Source organism: Microbulbifer mixtoriginis (SeqCode) (assembly GCF_052467705.1).
The window spans coordinates 4,429,040-4,445,125 of sequence record NZ_CP174322.1 but is presented as its reverse complement, the minus strand read 5'-3'; the positions used below and the strand labels follow the sequence as shown (position 1 = coordinate 4,445,125).

At 50.5% G+C, this 16,086-nt stretch carries 12 protein-coding genes and 1 riboswitch; of the genes, 8 read left to right on the top strand and 4 right to left on the bottom strand.

The window, feature by feature from the left end:
* Positions 1–3: 3 nt before the first annotated feature.
* Genes ACJJIB_RS19410 through ACJJIB_RS19400 form a run of 3 tightly spaced genes read left to right on the top strand, consistent with a single transcriptional unit; the run spans position 4 to position 2,601 of the window.
* Entirely contained in the window at positions 4–831 is an 828-nt protein-coding gene (locus tag ACJJIB_RS19410) for an ABC transporter substrate-binding protein (RefSeq protein ID WP_444887242.1), read from the top strand.
* Positions 821–1,810: a FecCD family ABC transporter permease gene (locus tag ACJJIB_RS19405; RefSeq protein WP_252083381.1), complete on the top strand. Its 990-nt coding sequence runs from the start codon at positions 821–823 to the stop codon at positions 1,808–1,810. The genes ACJJIB_RS19410 and ACJJIB_RS19405 overlap by 11 nt, the downstream gene beginning before the upstream one ends.
* Positions 1,811–1,812: 2 nt before the next feature.
* Positions 1,813–2,601, top strand: a complete 789-nt coding sequence (locus ACJJIB_RS19400) for an ABC transporter ATP-binding protein (protein WP_444887241.1) — start codon at positions 1,813–1,815, stop codon at positions 2,599–2,601.
* A gap of 11 nt (positions 2,602–2,612) precedes the next feature.
* Here the strand turns inward: ACJJIB_RS19400 and ACJJIB_RS19395 are convergent, their stop codons facing one another.
* Positions 2,613–3,710 (bottom strand): YHYH protein, encoded by a 1,098-nt coding sequence (locus ACJJIB_RS19395; RefSeq protein WP_444887240.1) that lies wholly within the window; start codon positions 3,708–3,710, stop codon positions 2,613–2,615.
* 42 nt (positions 3,711–3,752) lie between these two features.
* Positions 3,753–4,130: a hypothetical protein gene (locus tag ACJJIB_RS19390; protein ID WP_444887239.1), complete on the bottom strand. Its 378-nt coding sequence runs from the start codon at positions 4,128–4,130 to the stop codon at positions 3,753–3,755.
* A gap of 151 nt (positions 4,131–4,281) precedes the next feature.
* Positions 4,282–4,445: riboswitch (cobalamin riboswitch) on the top strand.
* Between the two features lie 126 nt (positions 4,446–4,571).
* Here ACJJIB_RS19390 and ACJJIB_RS19385 point away from each other — a divergent pair.
* The 3 genes from ACJJIB_RS19385 to cobO all read left to right on the top strand — a co-directional run bounded on the left by ACJJIB_RS19385 (position 4,572) and on the right by cobO (position 8,003).
* On the top strand, positions 4,572–6,371 hold the full coding sequence (locus tag ACJJIB_RS19385) for a TonB-dependent receptor plug domain-containing protein (protein WP_444887238.1): 1,800 nt from the start codon (positions 4,572–4,574) through the stop codon (positions 6,369–6,371).
* Positions 6,372–6,495: 124 nt separating this feature from the next.
* Positions 6,496–7,314: an alpha/beta fold hydrolase gene (locus tag ACJJIB_RS19380; protein WP_444887237.1), complete on the top strand. Its 819-nt coding sequence runs from the start codon at positions 6,496–6,498 to the stop codon at positions 7,312–7,314.
* A 74-nt stretch (positions 7,315–7,388) separates the two neighbouring features.
* On the top strand, positions 7,389–8,003 hold the full coding sequence (gene cobO, locus ACJJIB_RS19375; protein WP_444887236.1) for a cob(I)yrinic acid a,c-diamide adenosyltransferase: 615 nt from the start codon (positions 7,389–7,391) through the stop codon (positions 8,001–8,003).
* A 90-nt stretch (positions 8,004–8,093) separates the two neighbouring features.
* On the opposite strand, the gene ACJJIB_RS19370 is transcribed toward cobO, so the two are convergent.
* Both ACJJIB_RS19370 and ACJJIB_RS19365 read right to left on the bottom strand, forming a co-directional pair.
* Positions 8,094–9,161, bottom strand: coding sequence for an AraC family transcriptional regulator (locus ACJJIB_RS19370; RefSeq protein WP_444887235.1), 1,068 nt, complete (start codon positions 9,159–9,161; stop codon positions 8,094–8,096).
* A gap of 736 nt (positions 9,162–9,897) precedes the next feature.
* Positions 9,898–11,499, bottom strand: a complete 1,602-nt coding sequence (locus tag ACJJIB_RS19365; protein ID WP_252083373.1) for an AbgT family transporter — start codon at positions 11,497–11,499, stop codon at positions 9,898–9,900.
* 362 nt (positions 11,500–11,861) lie between these two features.
* On the opposite strand from ACJJIB_RS19365, the gene ACJJIB_RS19360 reads away from it, so the two are divergent.
* Together ACJJIB_RS19360 and ACJJIB_RS19355 are read left to right on the top strand one after the other, a co-directional pair.
* Positions 11,862–12,563 carry a glutamine amidotransferase-related protein gene (locus ACJJIB_RS19360; protein ID WP_252083372.1) on the top strand — a complete coding sequence of 234 codons (702 nt, stop codon included), beginning with the start codon at positions 11,862–11,864 and terminating at the stop codon, positions 12,561–12,563.
* Positions 12,564–13,072: 509 nt separating this feature from the next.
* On the top strand, positions 13,073–16,060 hold the full coding sequence (locus ACJJIB_RS19355; protein ID WP_444887234.1) for a TonB-dependent receptor: 2,988 nt from the start codon (positions 13,073–13,075) through the stop codon (positions 16,058–16,060).
* The last annotated feature ends 26 nt before the right edge of the window (positions 16,061–16,086 follow it).

Here is a 16,086-nt window from a genome sequence, read left to right as displayed (position 1 = left end):
CGGATGAGTACCCGCACGTCCAGGCGTCATCTTCTCTGCTGGCAACTATTACTCGGTGCAGTGTTCATTCTGGCCGCGAAAGTCCAGGCCTATGAGCGCATTGCTTCGTTGAACCTGTGTCTGGACCAAGTACTGCTGAACTGGGCACAACCTGCGGATATTGCCTCCCTGACTTGGCTGTCCGCCGCCGAACAGTATCGCTCCCTGCCGATTCCCGAACACGTTCAGCTCAATCGCGCCCGCGCCGAGGAGCTGCTGCCATTAAAGCCAGATCTGGTGCTTGCCGGGCAGTACGGTGCCCAGCGTGCGGCTGAGCGGCTGCAGGCACTGGGTATGAATGTGGTGACCATCCCCGATGCCTACAGTCTGGAGCAGTTGCAACAACAACTCGGTGCTTTGCAAGCCGTACTGGGCCCGCTTCCTTCGCTGCAAGAGCAGAAACGCGCGTTGGCACAACTACTCGATCAGCCCGCTGCTAAACAGCGCGCCAGTGCGGTGATTCTCTCTGCCAATAACATCACTTACGGCAGCGGCATGCTGGAGCACCAGTTGCTGCAGCGCGCCGGTTTTGACAATCTCGCCACCACTCAGGGACTGGCACGGATCAGCCTGGAAGAGGTGATTGCTCTGCAACCGGATTTGTTGGTGTTCTATGGCAGCGAGCAGCATTTCGCACTGGCTTACCTGGCCGCGCGCCACCCGGTACTTCAGCGCTATATCGATAGCGGCCGCACCTATACCCTGCCGAAGCAGCTGAGCCTGTGCCCGGTACTGGCAGTGGTGGATACACTGCAACAGCTGATGGATAAGAGGGAAGCGCTTGTACAATAAAAACGCGGTTTTGTTATTACTGGCGGCCCTGCCGCTGGCCCTGCTCGGGGCACTGGGCAGTGGCCCGGTTTCGGTGGACCTTTCCAATGCGCTGGCTGAGGGCTGGAGTGGCCAGAGCAGCGATGCGGTGATTCTGTGGCAATTGCGACTGCCCCGTGCCCTGTTGGCAATACTGGTGGGCGCTGCCTTGGGAATGGGCGGCGCCGCCATGCAGGGGATGTTGCGCAATCCCCTGGCGGAGCCGGCGCTGCTCGGCGTTTCCAGCGGTGCGGCTTTGGCGGCGGTACTGTTTCTCTATTACGGCGCGGCCTGGAAATCCGGTTGGTTGTTGCAGGCTCTGGCTATTGGTGGTGCCTTTAGCGCGGCGGCGGCGGTGTGGTTGTTGGCGGGGCGCGGCGCCAGTGCTGGACGGCTGGTGTTGGCGGGGGTGGCTATTAACGCCTTCTTATCTGCACTGATTGCACTGGCGCTTAACTATGCACCGAGCATGTTCGCCATGCAGGAGGTGGTGTTCTGGTTGATGGGCTCACTGGCCAATCGCGGCTGGGACCAACTGTTTTTGGCATTGCCCTTTTTGGCCGTGGGGGTGCTGTGCCTGTTTTTCACACGCAATTATTTGCGCGCGCTGGCCTTGGGTGAAGACAGCGCAGCTTCCTTGGGTTTCCAGAGCCGCGCCTATCCCTTTCTTATTTTGCTGGGCATCGCCAGTGCCGTGGGTGGTGCCGTGGCAGTAGCTGGCACCATCGGTTTTGTCGGATTGGTGGTGCCGCACCTGGTGCGCCCTCTGGTGCGCCAGGACCCCGCCCGTTTACTGTGGATCAGCGCTTTAGCTGGAGCGCTGCTGTTGCTGCTGGCAGACATTCTGGTGATTAATTTTGTCGGCGCGCAGGAGCTGCGCATTGGCGCGGTCACCGCTTTTATCGGTGCACCTTTTTTCTTCTGGCTGATTTTGACGGCGCGCAGGGGGCAGTGGTTGTGAATATGGCTAGTGAGAAAACCATTGAGGCCGCCTGCGTTGCTCTGGAATTGCAGCGAGGGCGCAAGAGTGTCCTGCAGGGAATCCATTGTGCTTTTAAGCCCTTCGAGCTGACCGCCGTGGTGGGCCCCAACGGCGCCGGCAAGAGCAGCCTGTTGCAGTGTTTATCGGGCGTCTTGTCCCCCGATGCGGGTCATGTTGAGCTGAATGGTCTCGATGCGGGGCAATTGCCGGCATCCCAGCGCGCGAGGCTGGGGGCTTTCCTACCGCAGTCGGAAACTCCGGCCTGGTCTCTCAGTGCGGCGGATATGGTGGCATTGGGTTTACTGCCCTGGGGACGCCTGCCAGATCGGGAGCAGAGAATTCAACAGGCGTTGTTATTGGTCGATGCGCAGGAGTTTGCCCAGCGCCCGGTCACTCAATTATCCGGTGGCGAGCTGCGCCGCGTGCAATTGGCCCGCCTGTTAGTGGGGCGGGCACCGCTGCTGATCGCCGATGAACCCACTGCGGCGTTGGATATCCGTCACCAACTTCAGCTGATGCAGAACTTCCGCAGCCTGGCCGACAGTGGCAAAACCGTGGTGTTGGCACTGCACGACCTCAGCCTGGCGGCGCGCTTTTGCGATCGGATTCTCTTGATGCTGGATGGAGAATTGTTAGCTCAGGGAACACCGCAACAGGTACTGACTCCGACGTTGATTGGCGAAGCCTACGGGGTGAGTTGTGAATTCCGTTGGCGCGACGGTATCGCAGACTTTGTACCACTGGATTTGCTGCGAAAATCCAGTGGCTAGAAATTCCTGTCTCAGCCAAATCGCCTGCGCGGGGGCTGTGGCCGCCCCATTGCGGGTCCGCGGCGGAAGTCCTCGGAGGGTGTTCCTTTGTAGCAGCGCGGAATTATTGGCCACTCCTCAGTAAGGAAATAGGCATAGATACCCTGGGGAAAATCAGGGGTGCGCACAAAGCGGCCATTGCACTCATCGAGGGAGCCCGCCCCTTCAACATATTCGTAGTCCGCCACAAAGGTGCCGTCGTAATAGCCGCCAGGTTGCTTGTTGCTTGTTGGCCGATGTCCAGATTTCACCCGATAGCTGGAGTGCATTTTTACTACATCAGTCTCCTCATTCATGCCATCGCCATAGCCATATAGTGCGTAAATGGGAAAACCATCTGCGGCCCAACCAATCAATGGTGAATGCTGCTGCGGGGTGACTTGTAGTCTTGCCAATAGTCCGGTGGGCAGACCGTGATAATGGTAGGCCCCGTTGGGCTGTACATGGGCGTAGTTGTCGTCAACGCCGAGGGGAACCGCACCGGAGAGCGCCTCATAGCGCCAGAGGCCGCGATTACCCAGGTACCACTCTGCGGCGCTGGGATCAAAGGGCACGCCGTTAATGCCAATACCAAAATTTTGCAGGCTTACTGGTGTGGATTTTTTTGCCAACTTGGGGGCTGCGGGTACTCGGTATTTGTAGCGTTGGGTTTCGATTTTGTGGGGATTGCCGGAGTTTGGGAAGGCACCGGTTTTATGCGTGGAGATACCGTTGGCTTCAATCACCCGCCAGGGCCCCTCGATTGTGACTTTAACGCGGCTGGTGGTGATTGGGTTGTGGTCGGCGGGAACCCTATATTGTAATCCCTCCGACTGCACCACCCGATGCCTGCGCGCCGGTGGTCTGCCGTTAGCGCGCTCTTGAGAAGGGATTCTGGCAATAGCCAATGTGCCCGTCACACAGACCGGAGCCTGATCTTCAGATAAGCGCAAGCATTGGCCGCTACTGTGACCGATGCTACAACTGGAGCCGGAGGTTAACCCTTGGCAGGCTTCCACGGTTGTTTCCGGCAGGTGTCCCAGAGCTGCCGGGGCGACACAGGTGAGGCCCACTAATAGCCACTTTTTCATACTGCATTCTCGAACTGCGAGGCCCGCAAGGGCCCCAATGATTTACTCGTTATTTTCTTTTCGATCTTTGCCCGGTCTGCGGCCTTCCATTTTTGTGGGGACACACACCAGTTGCTCTTCTCTAGGGGGCATGCGGCAAGTGCCTTCCAGGGAACCGTGCGGAGTTTCCACTTTGCAGGCATCACCCTTCGACATGGCCTTGCAGGCATCAAAGGCTTCCTGAGGAGGTTTGCGTGGCTGTGCGTTTGCAGAGGAAATCATGGCCATTAGGGCGACAGATAATAAAACCTTGTACATGGTGCTCTCCATTGAAGGCAGCTGGACAGCGCCTGCACTGAAGAGCAGGCGCGGGCGATTAGCGGCGGCCAGTATCCCCCCTTCCTGGGAGGTGTTTTTTAACCAGCCGCTGATAGCCAACATAGTTCAGGAATGCGCAAGGAATGTGGATTTTTGGTAAAGAAGTGTGCAAGCGAGTAAGGACTGAGCGGTGTTTGAAAAACAGATTTTTATTGAAAATTACCCCGTGGATTTAACGTCTCACTTTCGCTGGGGAAGCGCCAGCCACGCTGTTATACTTGCCGCCGCTTTGGGTGCCCAGCAGTGTATTTACACTTGGCTGGGGTAAACGGGAAGTCCGGTGATGTGTACACAGAGTCCGGCGCTGCCCCCGCAACGGTAAATCATTTTTCTTTGCAAAATGACAAGCCCGATACCGGCCCTCGGCAATAAGCCGGAGTTTTTATATCTGGCCTTGAGGATAAAGCGGAGGGCTTTGTCTGGTCAGTGTGCCCGCCTGGGTTGCGCACCGATTGTACTCACCCTCCCTCAATCCGTTTTTCTGTTCGAGATTGGGGAACCACAATGAAAAAAAATTTATTAGCCGCTGCCGTCTTTGCCGCGGTGCAACCGCTATTGTCTGCGGCTGCGGACCTGGAAGAAATCACCGTGACTGCCAGCCGTCTGGATCTGCCCAAGAGCCAGCTGGGTGTCTCTGTTTCAATTCTTAATGCTGCCGATATTGAGCGATTGGGTTATACCAGCCTGCTGGATGTGATGCGCACTCTGCCAGGTGTTGCTGTCAGCAATAGCGGCGGAGCGGGTAAGGTCAGTTCCTTGTTTATCCGTGGGGAAAGTAATTTCCGCACCCTGGTGTTACTGGATGGGGTGAATATTGCCGACCCGACGGGTTTACAGGTAAGCACCCAATTGCAGCACTTGCAGGTTAGCGATATTGAGCGTATTGAAGTCCTGCGCGGGCCCCAGGGCATGCTTTACGGTGCCGGCGCCGGTGGCGTGATTAATATTATTAGCAAAAGGCCTGCTGAGAGTGTTAACGCCAGTGCCTCTGTAGAGGTGGGTCGTTACGGAAGCCAGAACACCAGTGCGAACCTTGGGGGAAGCATTGAATCCTGGTACTACGATTTGAGTGTTTCTGACTATTCCACCGATGGTTTTAATGCAACCGAAAAAGATTCTTCTGGTGAGGAAGATGGTTACGATAATTTTACCACCAGTGCACGTCTCGGTTACCAGATAAATGAAAATCTATCTCTCGAGGGTCAGTACCGCAAGGTGGATACTGAGACCGAGTACGACAACTGTTTTTCGGATTATCCTAATGATTGCCTGAGTCGCTTCGACCAGGAATTTTTCATCTTTAGTAGTCATTACCAGTTTGCCAACTGGAATCATAGAGTAAGCCTTTCTCAACAGGAGATTGACCGCGAAGAGGGTATCAGCCCTGGGGCCTTTCCATTTATAACAAGTGGTGAAATTCGTGAGGCAAATTATATCGGCAGCAATACCTTGAGCAGTGGAAAACTACTGTGGGGCGGAGAGTATGAACAGCAGAAATATGCTACAGAATTTGCCGATGAGGTATTGGAAAGTACTGGCTTCTTTACGGAGTGGCACAGTGATTTCGCCGAAACAGTTTTCTATACCCTAGGCTACCGTCGCGATAGCCTGGAGACTGAGGATCACAATAGCTGGCGTGTCTCTGCAGCTCTACCTGTTTCTCTAGGTGATGATCAGCAGCTTAAGTATCGCGCGAGTTTTGGAACTGGTTACCGTGCTCCGAGCCCGTACGAATATACTACCAATGCTTCTTTGGGGGCTGAAACCAGTCGTGGTTATGAGTTGGGTCTGGAATACCAGTGGGCACAATTATTACAGGCTGAGCTGACCTACTTCGACCAGGAGATCAGCGATGCTATTTTTTATAATTACACAACCTGGTCTTATGAGCAGGATGATGGTGATAGTCAATCTGAGGGGGTGGAACTGTCCTTGGGCGGCAACCTTAATAGCAACCTGGATTGGTCTATAACTGGCACTTGGCTGAACTCAGAGGACTTCACAGGCGCTCAGCGTGGCGGAGTTCCCCAGAGGGTATTTAACTTCGGTCTCAGCCAACAATGGCTGGGAGATAAGTTGACTCTGAGTGGTAACTGGCAGCGGGTTGAGGATCGTATTGATGGTTATACCGGAATTGCTCTGGAGAACTACAGTAAGGTTGATCTGAATGCCGTCTATCGGGTCTCCCCCAATATGCGGGTTAATCTACGCGGTGAAAATGTGTTGGACCGGAACTATCGCGAAGTTGCGGGTTATTACACAGCAGGCGCAGCAGTTTATGCCGGTATAGAATTTAGCCTATAAAAATGTTTGGAGAGATAGCCCCTTGGGCTATCTCACTGTTCACTCTCTTCTAACGATTCAATCCCGGTGTTTCTCTTCCCGGCGGCTACTATTGCAGCGTCTAGTTTTTTCCGGGAGCTATTTTGTGGCGGTATTTAGTAATGATGGCGTGGAATTGCATTTTGAAGTTCGCGGAAGGGGCCCGCGCTTAGTGTTTCACCCTGGTACCCTCAGTGATCTCAGAGCAGCCCCGACTATTTTCGACTCCCCGTTGGCGAATCGGTTTGAAATCTTAACCTTTGACCCCCGTGGCATCGGTCAGTCTAATTCACCCATCGATTCTCCCAATATGGCCGATTACGCCCTAGACCTTAAACGACTGATGGATCATCTCGATTGGCGGGATGCGCATCTACTGGGAGAATCATTTGGTGGCATGGTCGCTCAGGAATTTGCATTGCAATATCCCCAGTTGGTGCGAAAACTGGTTTTATTGGTAACCAGCTCCGGAGGCCGCGGAGGCGCTTCATTCCCGTTTCATCAATACGATATTGAGGCTATGAGCCTCGAGGAAAAAGTGAATCTATGGGTGACTGCAGGCGATAGCCGCCTGCAAAGTGCCGATGGTATACATTCAGAATCAGCACTCTATGCATTTTTAAATAAGTATTATCGCCAGGTCTGCGAACTGGCGGCAAGCAAGCCTTACGGAGCCCAGTGCCGTATTCGACAGCTTCAGGCGAGAAAAGGCCACGATACTTTTGCTCGCCTACCGACTCTGGAGGTAGAAACGCTGATCTGTGCCGGGCGCTACGATAGTGTCGCCCCTTTTGAAAATCAGCGGGCTTTATTTCGGCAGATTCCCAATTCGCGCTTGGGCATTTTTTCCGGTGGCCACAATGTTCTCTGGCAGGATGATCTGATTTGGGATTTTATTTCTGCATTTTTAGCAATGACAGAGTGAGAAGCCTTTGAATAACGACGCACACTTGAGTGCAATCTGCACGCTCCCTTTACTTTAAATGTTTGATGGTCTTTATGAGTTCAGAATCACAGGATAAAAAGAGTCGACATAAGTCACGTATGCAGAACCGTAAAAAAATTGTGGATGAGGCGGTTTCTAAAGCGCTGGAGGAGCGCGGCATAGTGATTCTCTATACCGGCGATGGCAAGGGTAAAACCACTGCGGCGATGGGCACGGTCACCCGTGCCCTGGGCTTCGGTTACTCTACCGTGGTGACTCAATTTATTAAGGGCACCTGGGAGTGTGGAGAAAAGAATCTTCTAATGGGCGCCGCCCACCCGTTACAGTGGCATCAAATGGGCACGGATTTCACCTGGGAAACCCAGGATTTTGAGGCCGATAAAGCTGCGGCAATGGCACTTTGGGAGAAGGCGCGGGAGGCGTTGCGGGATGAGCGAGTTTATCTGGTGGTTTTGGATGAGCTCACCTACGCGCTGAATTACCGCTGGTTGGACAAAGAAGAGGTAGTACAGGCGATACAGCAGCGGCCCAGGGAGCAGACGGTTGTCATAACCGGGCGTGGGGCCAAGCAGTACCTCAAGGATGTAGCCGATACTGTGAGCGAAATGTGTTCGGTAAAACACGCATTCAATACCGGTATTGCCGCTCGCAGAGGCATTGAGTGGTGATTGTGAAGTCGTGCAATCTGAATAGAGGAGCTAAATAGAGACTTAAGCTGAAGCAGGGTTTACGCAGCCAAAGCCTCTTGTCAGCAGTGCTTATTCGACTTCAGCTAACTCTTGTGCGGCTTCGCGGGCTACTATCTGTGCCATCAGCTGGCGTCTGACTCGCATTGGGGTGGTGGCAAACCAGCGATAACAGGCGCGGTTGAAAGAGCTCTGTTCGCGATAGCCCAGCATATCCGAAATCTGGGACATGGGGGGTTGTTTACCGCTTAAATAATACTCTGCACGCTCCCGGCGAATGCGATCCAAAAGATCCTCAAATACCAATTCCCGGTCCCTAAGCCTGCGCTGTAGAGTACGCTTGTGCATACCCAGCTGATTGGCGACTTCTTGTAGGCTGCACCTTTTTAAAGGCATCAGGCAATAAATCAGCTGCTGCACCTGTTCCACCAAACTGGCTTCCCCCTTTTGCAGAAGCTCTTCGATATAGGTTTTCAATAGTGGACGCAGGCTGGGATTGCATTTCTCTGTAGGTTGCAGCAGGGAGCTGCTATTCAGGATAAATGCATCAGTTTCTTTGCCGAAGTGTACGGAAACCCCAAAGAAGTTTTCGTAATGGTCATGTACGGGGCGCTCGGCTTTTAGGTGAACACTTTCCAGCTGAAAATTACTCCCACAAAGGTGTTGTAGAGCTACCAATGAAACACCGAGTAGAAACTCGCGGGATTGTTGCTGGGGGGGAGGAGCGTCCCCGGCAAGCTGAGCTTCCAGGTCATCGATACACAGAAAACTTAGATGCGTGTGTTTCCCCTTTTTTGTGAGTTCAACTCGCAGATTATAGGGAGCATTGCCTAGCTGTTTAATCGCTGTGTTAAGGAATTCACCCAAAGTAAGGGACTGTAGTACAGCAGCCCCAAGAGAACCCAGTGCGGCAGCGCCCTGACTGTAGGCAAGACGCAGTCCAAAGTCGGCGCAGTTCAACTGGCTAGCGGTCTTGTTCAGCAGCTCAGCCACTTGATCTAGTGCCAGATACCCATCAAGGCTCTCAACCTGGTGGGGGTTAATACGGGAGCTGATCAGCAGGGCTTCAGGGCTACCTTTTAATTGGCTCACCAACTCGTAAAAGCCTGTTAACAGGGTCGTTCTTATTTGTTGAGTCAATTTTTATAAATCCTGTGAATCCCCTGGAAAAATTACTTTTATACATTTCCCAGGTGGAGAAGGGTTAATCCAGCGGAATAGATCGGATCTGGGCGGACGCCAAAGATAAAAAAGAGCCATATGGCTCAATCTGTTTATCTAGTGAAGGCTTCTTTTCGACTGGTTTAAAGGACAGTCTCTCTGGCCAGGGCCTGCTCTGTGTCGACGTCCTGTAATGTCGGTAATGGAGGGCAATAGCAATCTTTACCCTTCAAAAGGGCAAGGTAGGGCACAACCACGGTGCTCGTCCTGAGCGGAAAAATGAATGATAGTTAGATCAGGGCAGGTCTATGCTGGCGATAATCCGCGTATCGATCTCCGCAAAACGTTATTACTGCGTAATGTTACTCGTTTTATTTAGGTATTTTAAAGGCCAAAGATAACTTGGGGATACTTCCCGGAAGTAGTCCCTTGGGAAATAAGTCTTTTTATTGTAATTTTTTAGGTATTTTATCCCTAAATTTTTAATTTAAGTATTTTTTGTTTTATGACGACTGCGTCACTGGGAATATAAATTTTTTAGTCTGGACGGATAAAAAATTTAATATTGGCTCAATGGTACCAATTATATCAGGGGTCGTGGAGGATTAGATGAGACGCTCGAGATCTTTCAATTACAGAATTGAGCTTAAATGTGCATATTTCTTTCACAATTGAAAAGGCCCGCTAAAAAGCGGGCCTTTTCAATAAGTGGGTTTTAGCCACCATAATAAGTTGCTGCACCGGGACCAACGGGGAGGCCCAGGGCAAATACCCAGATATAGAACAATGCAGTCCAGCCAACAAAGAAGAAGATGGAGTAGGGGATCATTGTGGCGATCAGTGTTCCCATACCCAGATCTTTTTTATAGCGGGCGGCGAAGGTGATGATCAGACCGAAGTAGCTCATCATCGGGGTAATGACATTGGTGACCGAGTCGCCAATTCGATAAGCAGCCTGTATCACCTCAGGCGCATAGCCCAGCAGCATCAACATCGGCACAAAGATTGGAGCGGTAACGGCCCACTGTGCTGAGGCACTACCCAGCATCAGATTCACAAATCCGCACATCATGATAAAGAACAGGAATAGCAGCGGGCCTGTCAGGCCGATGCTCTGCAGGGCATCGGCGCCCAGTACGGCGAAGATAGTCCCCAGGTTGGTTACCTTGAAGAAGGCGACGAACTGCGCGGCGAAAAATACCAGCACGATATACATACCCATGCTGTTCATACTTTTGGCCATGGCATCAATGACGTCACGGTCATTCTTCATGGTGCCCACTACCTTGCCATAGACAAAGCCGGGGATAGCGAAGAACACCAGGATAAGAGACACAATACCTTTTAGGAACGGCGAGCCGGCTACCAGGCCAGTTTCCGGGTTGCGCAACACACCCCACTCGGGCACAACCGTCAGGGCAAATACCGCGGAGACAGCCAGAACCGCAAGACCAGCGTACTTAAGGCCGCGTTTTTCATCGTCGGTAAGCGTACCAAGTTTGTCCTGACTGAGGTCAACAGAGGCCTCATTGGGATCGTACTTACCCAGTTTGGGTTCAACGATGGCCATGGTTACCCAGCTGCCAACAATGGTGATCAGGAAGGTACTGACGATCATAAAGAACCAGTTCACTTCCGGGCCAACGCTATAAGTTGGGTCAATCATATGGGCTGCAGATTCGGTGATTCCCGATAGGAGTGGGTCCACCGTGCCCAGTAGCAGGTTAGCACTGTAGCCTCCAGATACGCCGGCAAAGGCTGCCGCTAAACCGGCGAGTGGGTGGCGGCCAAGAGAGTGGAAGATCATGGCGGCGAGAGGAATAAGTACCACATAGCCAAGTTCAGAGGCTGTGTTGGAGATGATGCCGGCGAATACCACGATCACGGTGACTGTGCGCTTGGAGGCTTGCAGTACCAAGCCGCGAACGGCGGCACTCAACAATCCAGAGTGCTCGGCGATACCTACTCCAAGAAGGGCTACGAGAACGGTACCCAGTGGCGCGAAGCCAGTAAAGTTATTCACTAGACCGGTGACGATCATCCGGAGGCCGTCGCCACTTAATAGATTGAAGACCTCAATTACCCCATCGGGATCGCGTCCCGCAGCACCCACCGGGCGTGGGTCTGCTACAGAAAGGCCAAAGTAGGAGGCTATACCGCTTAGAATCACCACACCCACAGCAAAGAGCGCAAAGAGCGTAATGGGATGGGGGAGCAGGTTGCCGAGCCATTCCACCACATCCAGGAAGCGGGTAAAGGCCGTTTTGCGTCCGGGCGGGCTATCCTGCTGGTCGCTGGGGGAGGTCGTTGTGGTCATTGTGTGTCCTCAATTTAGTTGGCGAGTAGCCCTAATTGCCTCTGGGATACCCGTTAGCCCAATAATTGGCTGAAAAATGTGCTAAGTGCGCGATCATACACAAAAGTCCTTTAGGTAAGAATGCCCGCACCGGAATGTTCTTGGTTAGCGGGTCGGCAAAGTCGGAAAGTAAAAAGCCCTACGTGGAAGAGGGCTATATTGGCAGGCGGCGGGAAATGAAAAGCGCCTATGCGTAGGGAATTGAAGCTTAAGAGCTGGTATTTAACGTTTTAGATGACTTGTTCAAGTGACAGACTAGCCGCCTTTGCATTCCCGAATATGCCATAATCCGAAAACTCAGCAGTCAACCCAGCGGTGAAATAATGAAGATTGGAGTTTTAAAAACCGACGATGTGCGCAAGGAGCTGGTGGGCGAATACGGTGAATATCCGGAGATGTTCGCAGATCTATTGCGCAGCCAGGACCCCACACTGGAGTTCTCCACCTATGAAGTGCAGCACGGCCAGTACCCGGCCCAGGTCGATGAGGTGGATGCCTACCTGATTACCGGCAGCAAAACCGGTGTCTATGATGACAAGGAATGGATTCCTCCACTGATGGACTTTGTGCGCAAGCTGCATGACCAAAAAAAACCAACTATTGGAATCTGCTTTGGTCATCAGCTGATTGCTCAGGCACTGGGTGGAAGGGCTCGCAAATCTGATAAAGGTTGGGGATTGGGAGTGCATTCCTATGAAATGCAGGAAACCCCCTCCTGGATGTCGGAGCCTACGAATAGCTTCAACCTGTTGGTTACTCACCAGGACCAAGTAGATACCCTTCCTCCTGGCGGTCGAGTGCTGGCTTCCAGCGAGTTCTGCCCAATGGCTATGCTCCAGGTTGATGACCACATGCTCACCTTCCAGGCCCACCCGGAGTTTACCAAACCTTATTCCAATAGCCTGATGGAGTTACGTCGAGAAGCTTTTGGTACAGATGTGGTGGAAAAGGGCCAGGCCTCCCTGCAAAACGATATTCACGAGAATATGGTTGCAAAATGGATGCTGGAGTTTTTACGCAAGTAGCTTTATTCAAGGGGTAGATAATACTGCCCCTTGAGTTCGCCATCTAGTTTTAAATATTCTTCCTTCTTCCTTTTTATTCTTAAATTGACAAGATGAATTGATGATCATCTTTCTGATGACTTAATAAAATCTTCTTGTTTATTGGTTTGGATCTGAAGCTGACTATTACTGCTTCCCTTTCTACTTTCTTTTTCTCTCGTGATGATTTTGAAGTCCTGTTTGTGTGTTTATTCGCGTCGCTTTTAATGCTTTTAAATCATTTTATTAATTTATTTTTATTGGGGAGGTTATAGGGGTCGATTTTGTGGCGTTAATAATATTTTTCATTTTAAATAAATTTTTATGCCTGTTGTGTTGACTGTTTGAAGGGGAATAATATGGCTGTTTTGGTTGGTTGAATCACTATTTTATTCGAGTTGATAATGAGGTCGCTGGGGGACGATCATCGGTTTAAGTAAAGCTTGTAAATAATAAATTATAAATTTATTGATAATCAAAAGGATGGCTTTATGAAGAACTTCAAGCGGGTGCTGCTGGCTGCATCTATTAGCTTGCCGGTTATTGGGGGGCAAGCGTTGGCAGCAGGCAACGTGAATGGGTCTATTGATGGGACGGTTATCGGTAGCAATGGTAACGATCTGAGTGGCGCTACAATTATTATAGAAAATGATAAAAATGGCTTTAGAAGGACTATGTCCACGGGTGAGGATAGTGACTTCCGGGTGAATTTGCCCACAGGCATCTACAAGGTGACAGTTCAGAAAGATGGCTACCAGCCCGCGGTGGTTGAAGCCGTTGCCGTTTCAATAGGTAGCTCCACCAAGTTGGATATACCGTTGATATTGGGAGATCTGGAGGAGGTGGTTGTAGTGGGGGAGGCGGTTCCCCAGATCCGCACTGGCACGGCAGAATCTGCACTGAATATTGGCTTGTCAGATATAGAGATGTTACCGGTTGCTCGTAATATTGAATCGGTTGCTTTATTGGCTCCTGGTACTGTTTTAGGTGATTCCGGGTTTGGTGAGGATAAGGATCTGATATCGTTCGGGGGGGCATCCGTAGGAGAAAACGCTTATTACATTGATGGTCTCAATGTCACTAATTTCCGTAACGGGTTGGGTGGATCATCGGTACCTTTTGAATTTTATGACCAGTTCCAAATAAAAACCGGGGGGTATAGCGCTGAATTTGGTCGCTCTCTTGGAGGAGTGTTCAACGCTGTTACCAAGAAAGGCTCCAACGAATTTGAATATGGTGTGGTTGCCTATTATGAGCCGGCAGCCTTGCGTTCAGAAGCCCCGGACTCTCTCTCTGCAGATGGGACTCTCTATGACTTAAATTCGGAAAATGAGGAGTCCAAGTACACAACAGATTATTATGTTAGTGGCCCTATCATTCCGGATAAATTATTTTTCTATGCCCTTTACGAACAGCAGGAAACGGTTGAAGAATTCACCACAAGAGGAAGTCCAAGCAGATACAACGATAGAAGTATTGATGATGATTTCTGGGGAGTCAATTTAACCTGGAATGTAACTGATAATCATATTCTCTCTTATATGCAGTTTTCAGACAAACGCACCAGGGAAAATGATCAATTCAATTACGACTATTTTAATAGAGATAAAAAAGAGTATACGGGCACTAAGTGGGATAAGCGTGGCGGAGATAACTGGCTGGTTCGTTATGATGGTCAGATAACAGATAATTTCAGTGTTTCTATGCTCCATGGCCAGAATGAATACTCACTTACTACAATTAGTACAACTGATATGGAGTGCCCGTATGTAAGGGACTTTAGTGCTGGTGCTTTACCTGGAAATACGGATGACAGACCTGGCTGTCAAGCCAGTTCTAGGGTTCAAGCTGGGGGTGATGAAAGGGTAGCTGATCGTATCGATTTTGAGTGGGTGATTAATGATCATACAATACGCTTTGGCTACGATCAGGAAACTAACTCCTCTTCGTCTAAAGAAACTTATTCTGGAACAGGTTTTAGGGAAGATGGGGGAGTGTTTTACACTTATGATTCATATAAACCTGGTAAAGAGCTTCCCAATGGCACGGTGGTTGACAATGTAAATGGAGATGGCTCTCTTGTTCATATAGTCTCTTATCGGGTTGGCGATGTAGAAGGGGACTTTGAGGTTGAGTCAAAAGCTTTTTATATCGAAGATACCTGGGATATTACGGATACACTTACTTTAAGTGCAGGAATTCGTAATGAAACTTTCTCCAATTTTAATGGAGAGGGCGATACTTTTATTGAAATTGATGATCAGTGGGCGCCACGGTTAAGCTTCTCTTGGGATCCAGGTGGTGATGGCGAGTCCAGAGTATATGGCAATTGGGGTCGTTACTTTATGCCTATCGCTTCCAATACCAATGTGCGCTTATCTGGCGGTGAATTGGGATTTGAAAGGTATTTCATTTTTGATGGCGAATACGATCCGAAGACATATGCCCCTACAAATGTGGGTGCCGATGGTGTTCCTACATCTGAAGAAGTTGGCTCTGCAAGGGTAACTTCAGATGGTAATGTGCCGGATAGTGCTCAGCTCTCGGATAAAGACCTCAAGCCTATGTATCAGGATGAGTTCATTCTTGGTTATGAGAGGCTTTTTGCGGATGACTGGACATTGGGAATTAAAGCTACCTATCGTGATTTAAAATCACATATTGATGATGTGAGTATTGACCATGCGGTAGATGCTTTGGGATATGAGCACACTGGTGATGGCCATGGTTATGTGCTTGCAAACCCGGGAAGTGATATCACCATACCTTACGATCGTTATGGAACGGGTGAGTTGGAAATGACAACATTTTCGGCTGAACTGCTTAACTATCCTGAGGCCAAAAGGACTTATAAGGAGTTAGAATTTTCCGCGAAGCGCGCCTTTGATGGTATTTGGGGTTTAAGTGCGAGTTACACCTGGTCTCAGAGTAAGGGGAATAGTGAGGGGTACGTTAAGTCGGACAACGCCCAGGATGATGCTGGGATTACCCAAGATTTTGATTTCCCTGAGTTGATGGATGGAGCCAACGGATATTTGCCAAATGATCGTACTCATAAAATAAAAATTTATGGGAACTATCAGGTGATGGAGAGTCTTTTGTTGGGGGCTAATTTTCTTTTGCAATCAGGGCGCCCAATTAACTCCTTTGGTGCTGGCCATCCCAATGGAACCCCGGCTTATGGAGATACTTATTATGTGACTGACTCAAATGGAAATCTTATTAAGACAAGTCGAGGCAGTAGAGGGCGAACTAGCTGGGTCAATCAGATAGATTTATCCCTTGTCTATAGTACTCGCATTGGTTTGGCTGATGTGGAGCTTAGAGCTGAGGTCTTTAACCTTCTTGATGCGGATGCTGAAACAGAGGTTTATGAGTTTGCTGAGTCAAGTCCCGGTGTGTTAGATCCAAGCTGGGGGGTAAATCAAGAATATCAAGTCCCTCGATATTTTCGCTTTGGGGCAAGTGCTAGGTTCTAGCTAAAACTTATTGTAAGTTGATATTT

Bases quoted from the DNA above. Each gene is read 5' to 3' on its own strand.
- ACJJIB_RS19390 (WP_444887239.1), bottom strand. From the start codon at position 4,130: ATGTTGGCTATCAGCGGCTGGTTAAAAAACACCTCCCAGGAAGGGGGG.
- ACJJIB_RS19400 (WP_444887241.1), top strand. From the start codon at position 1,813: ATGGCTAGTGAGAAAACCATTGAGGCCGCCTGCGTTGCTCTGGAATTG.
- ACJJIB_RS19395 (WP_444887240.1), bottom strand. From the start codon at position 3,710: ATGAAAAAGTGGCTATTAGTGGGCCTCACCTGTGTCGCCCCGGCAGCT.
- cobO (WP_444887236.1), top strand. From the start codon at position 7,389: ATGAGTTCAGAATCACAGGATAAAAAGAGTCGACATAAGTCACGTATG.
- ACJJIB_RS19385 (WP_444887238.1), top strand. From the start codon at position 4,572: ATGAAAAAAAATTTATTAGCCGCTGCCGTCTTTGCCGCGGTGCAACCG.
- ACJJIB_RS19355 (WP_444887234.1), top strand. From the start codon at position 13,073: ATGAAGAACTTCAAGCGGGTGCTGCTGGCTGCATCTATTAGCTTGCCG.
- ACJJIB_RS19410 (WP_444887242.1), top strand. From the start codon at position 4: ATGAGTACCCGCACGTCCAGGCGTCATCTTCTCTGCTGGCAACTATTA.
- ACJJIB_RS19365 (WP_252083373.1), bottom strand. From the start codon at position 11,499: ATGACCACAACGACCTCCCCCAGCGACCAGCAGGATAGCCCGCCCGGA.
- ACJJIB_RS19360 (WP_252083372.1), top strand. From the start codon at position 11,862: ATGAAGATTGGAGTTTTAAAAACCGACGATGTGCGCAAGGAGCTGGTG.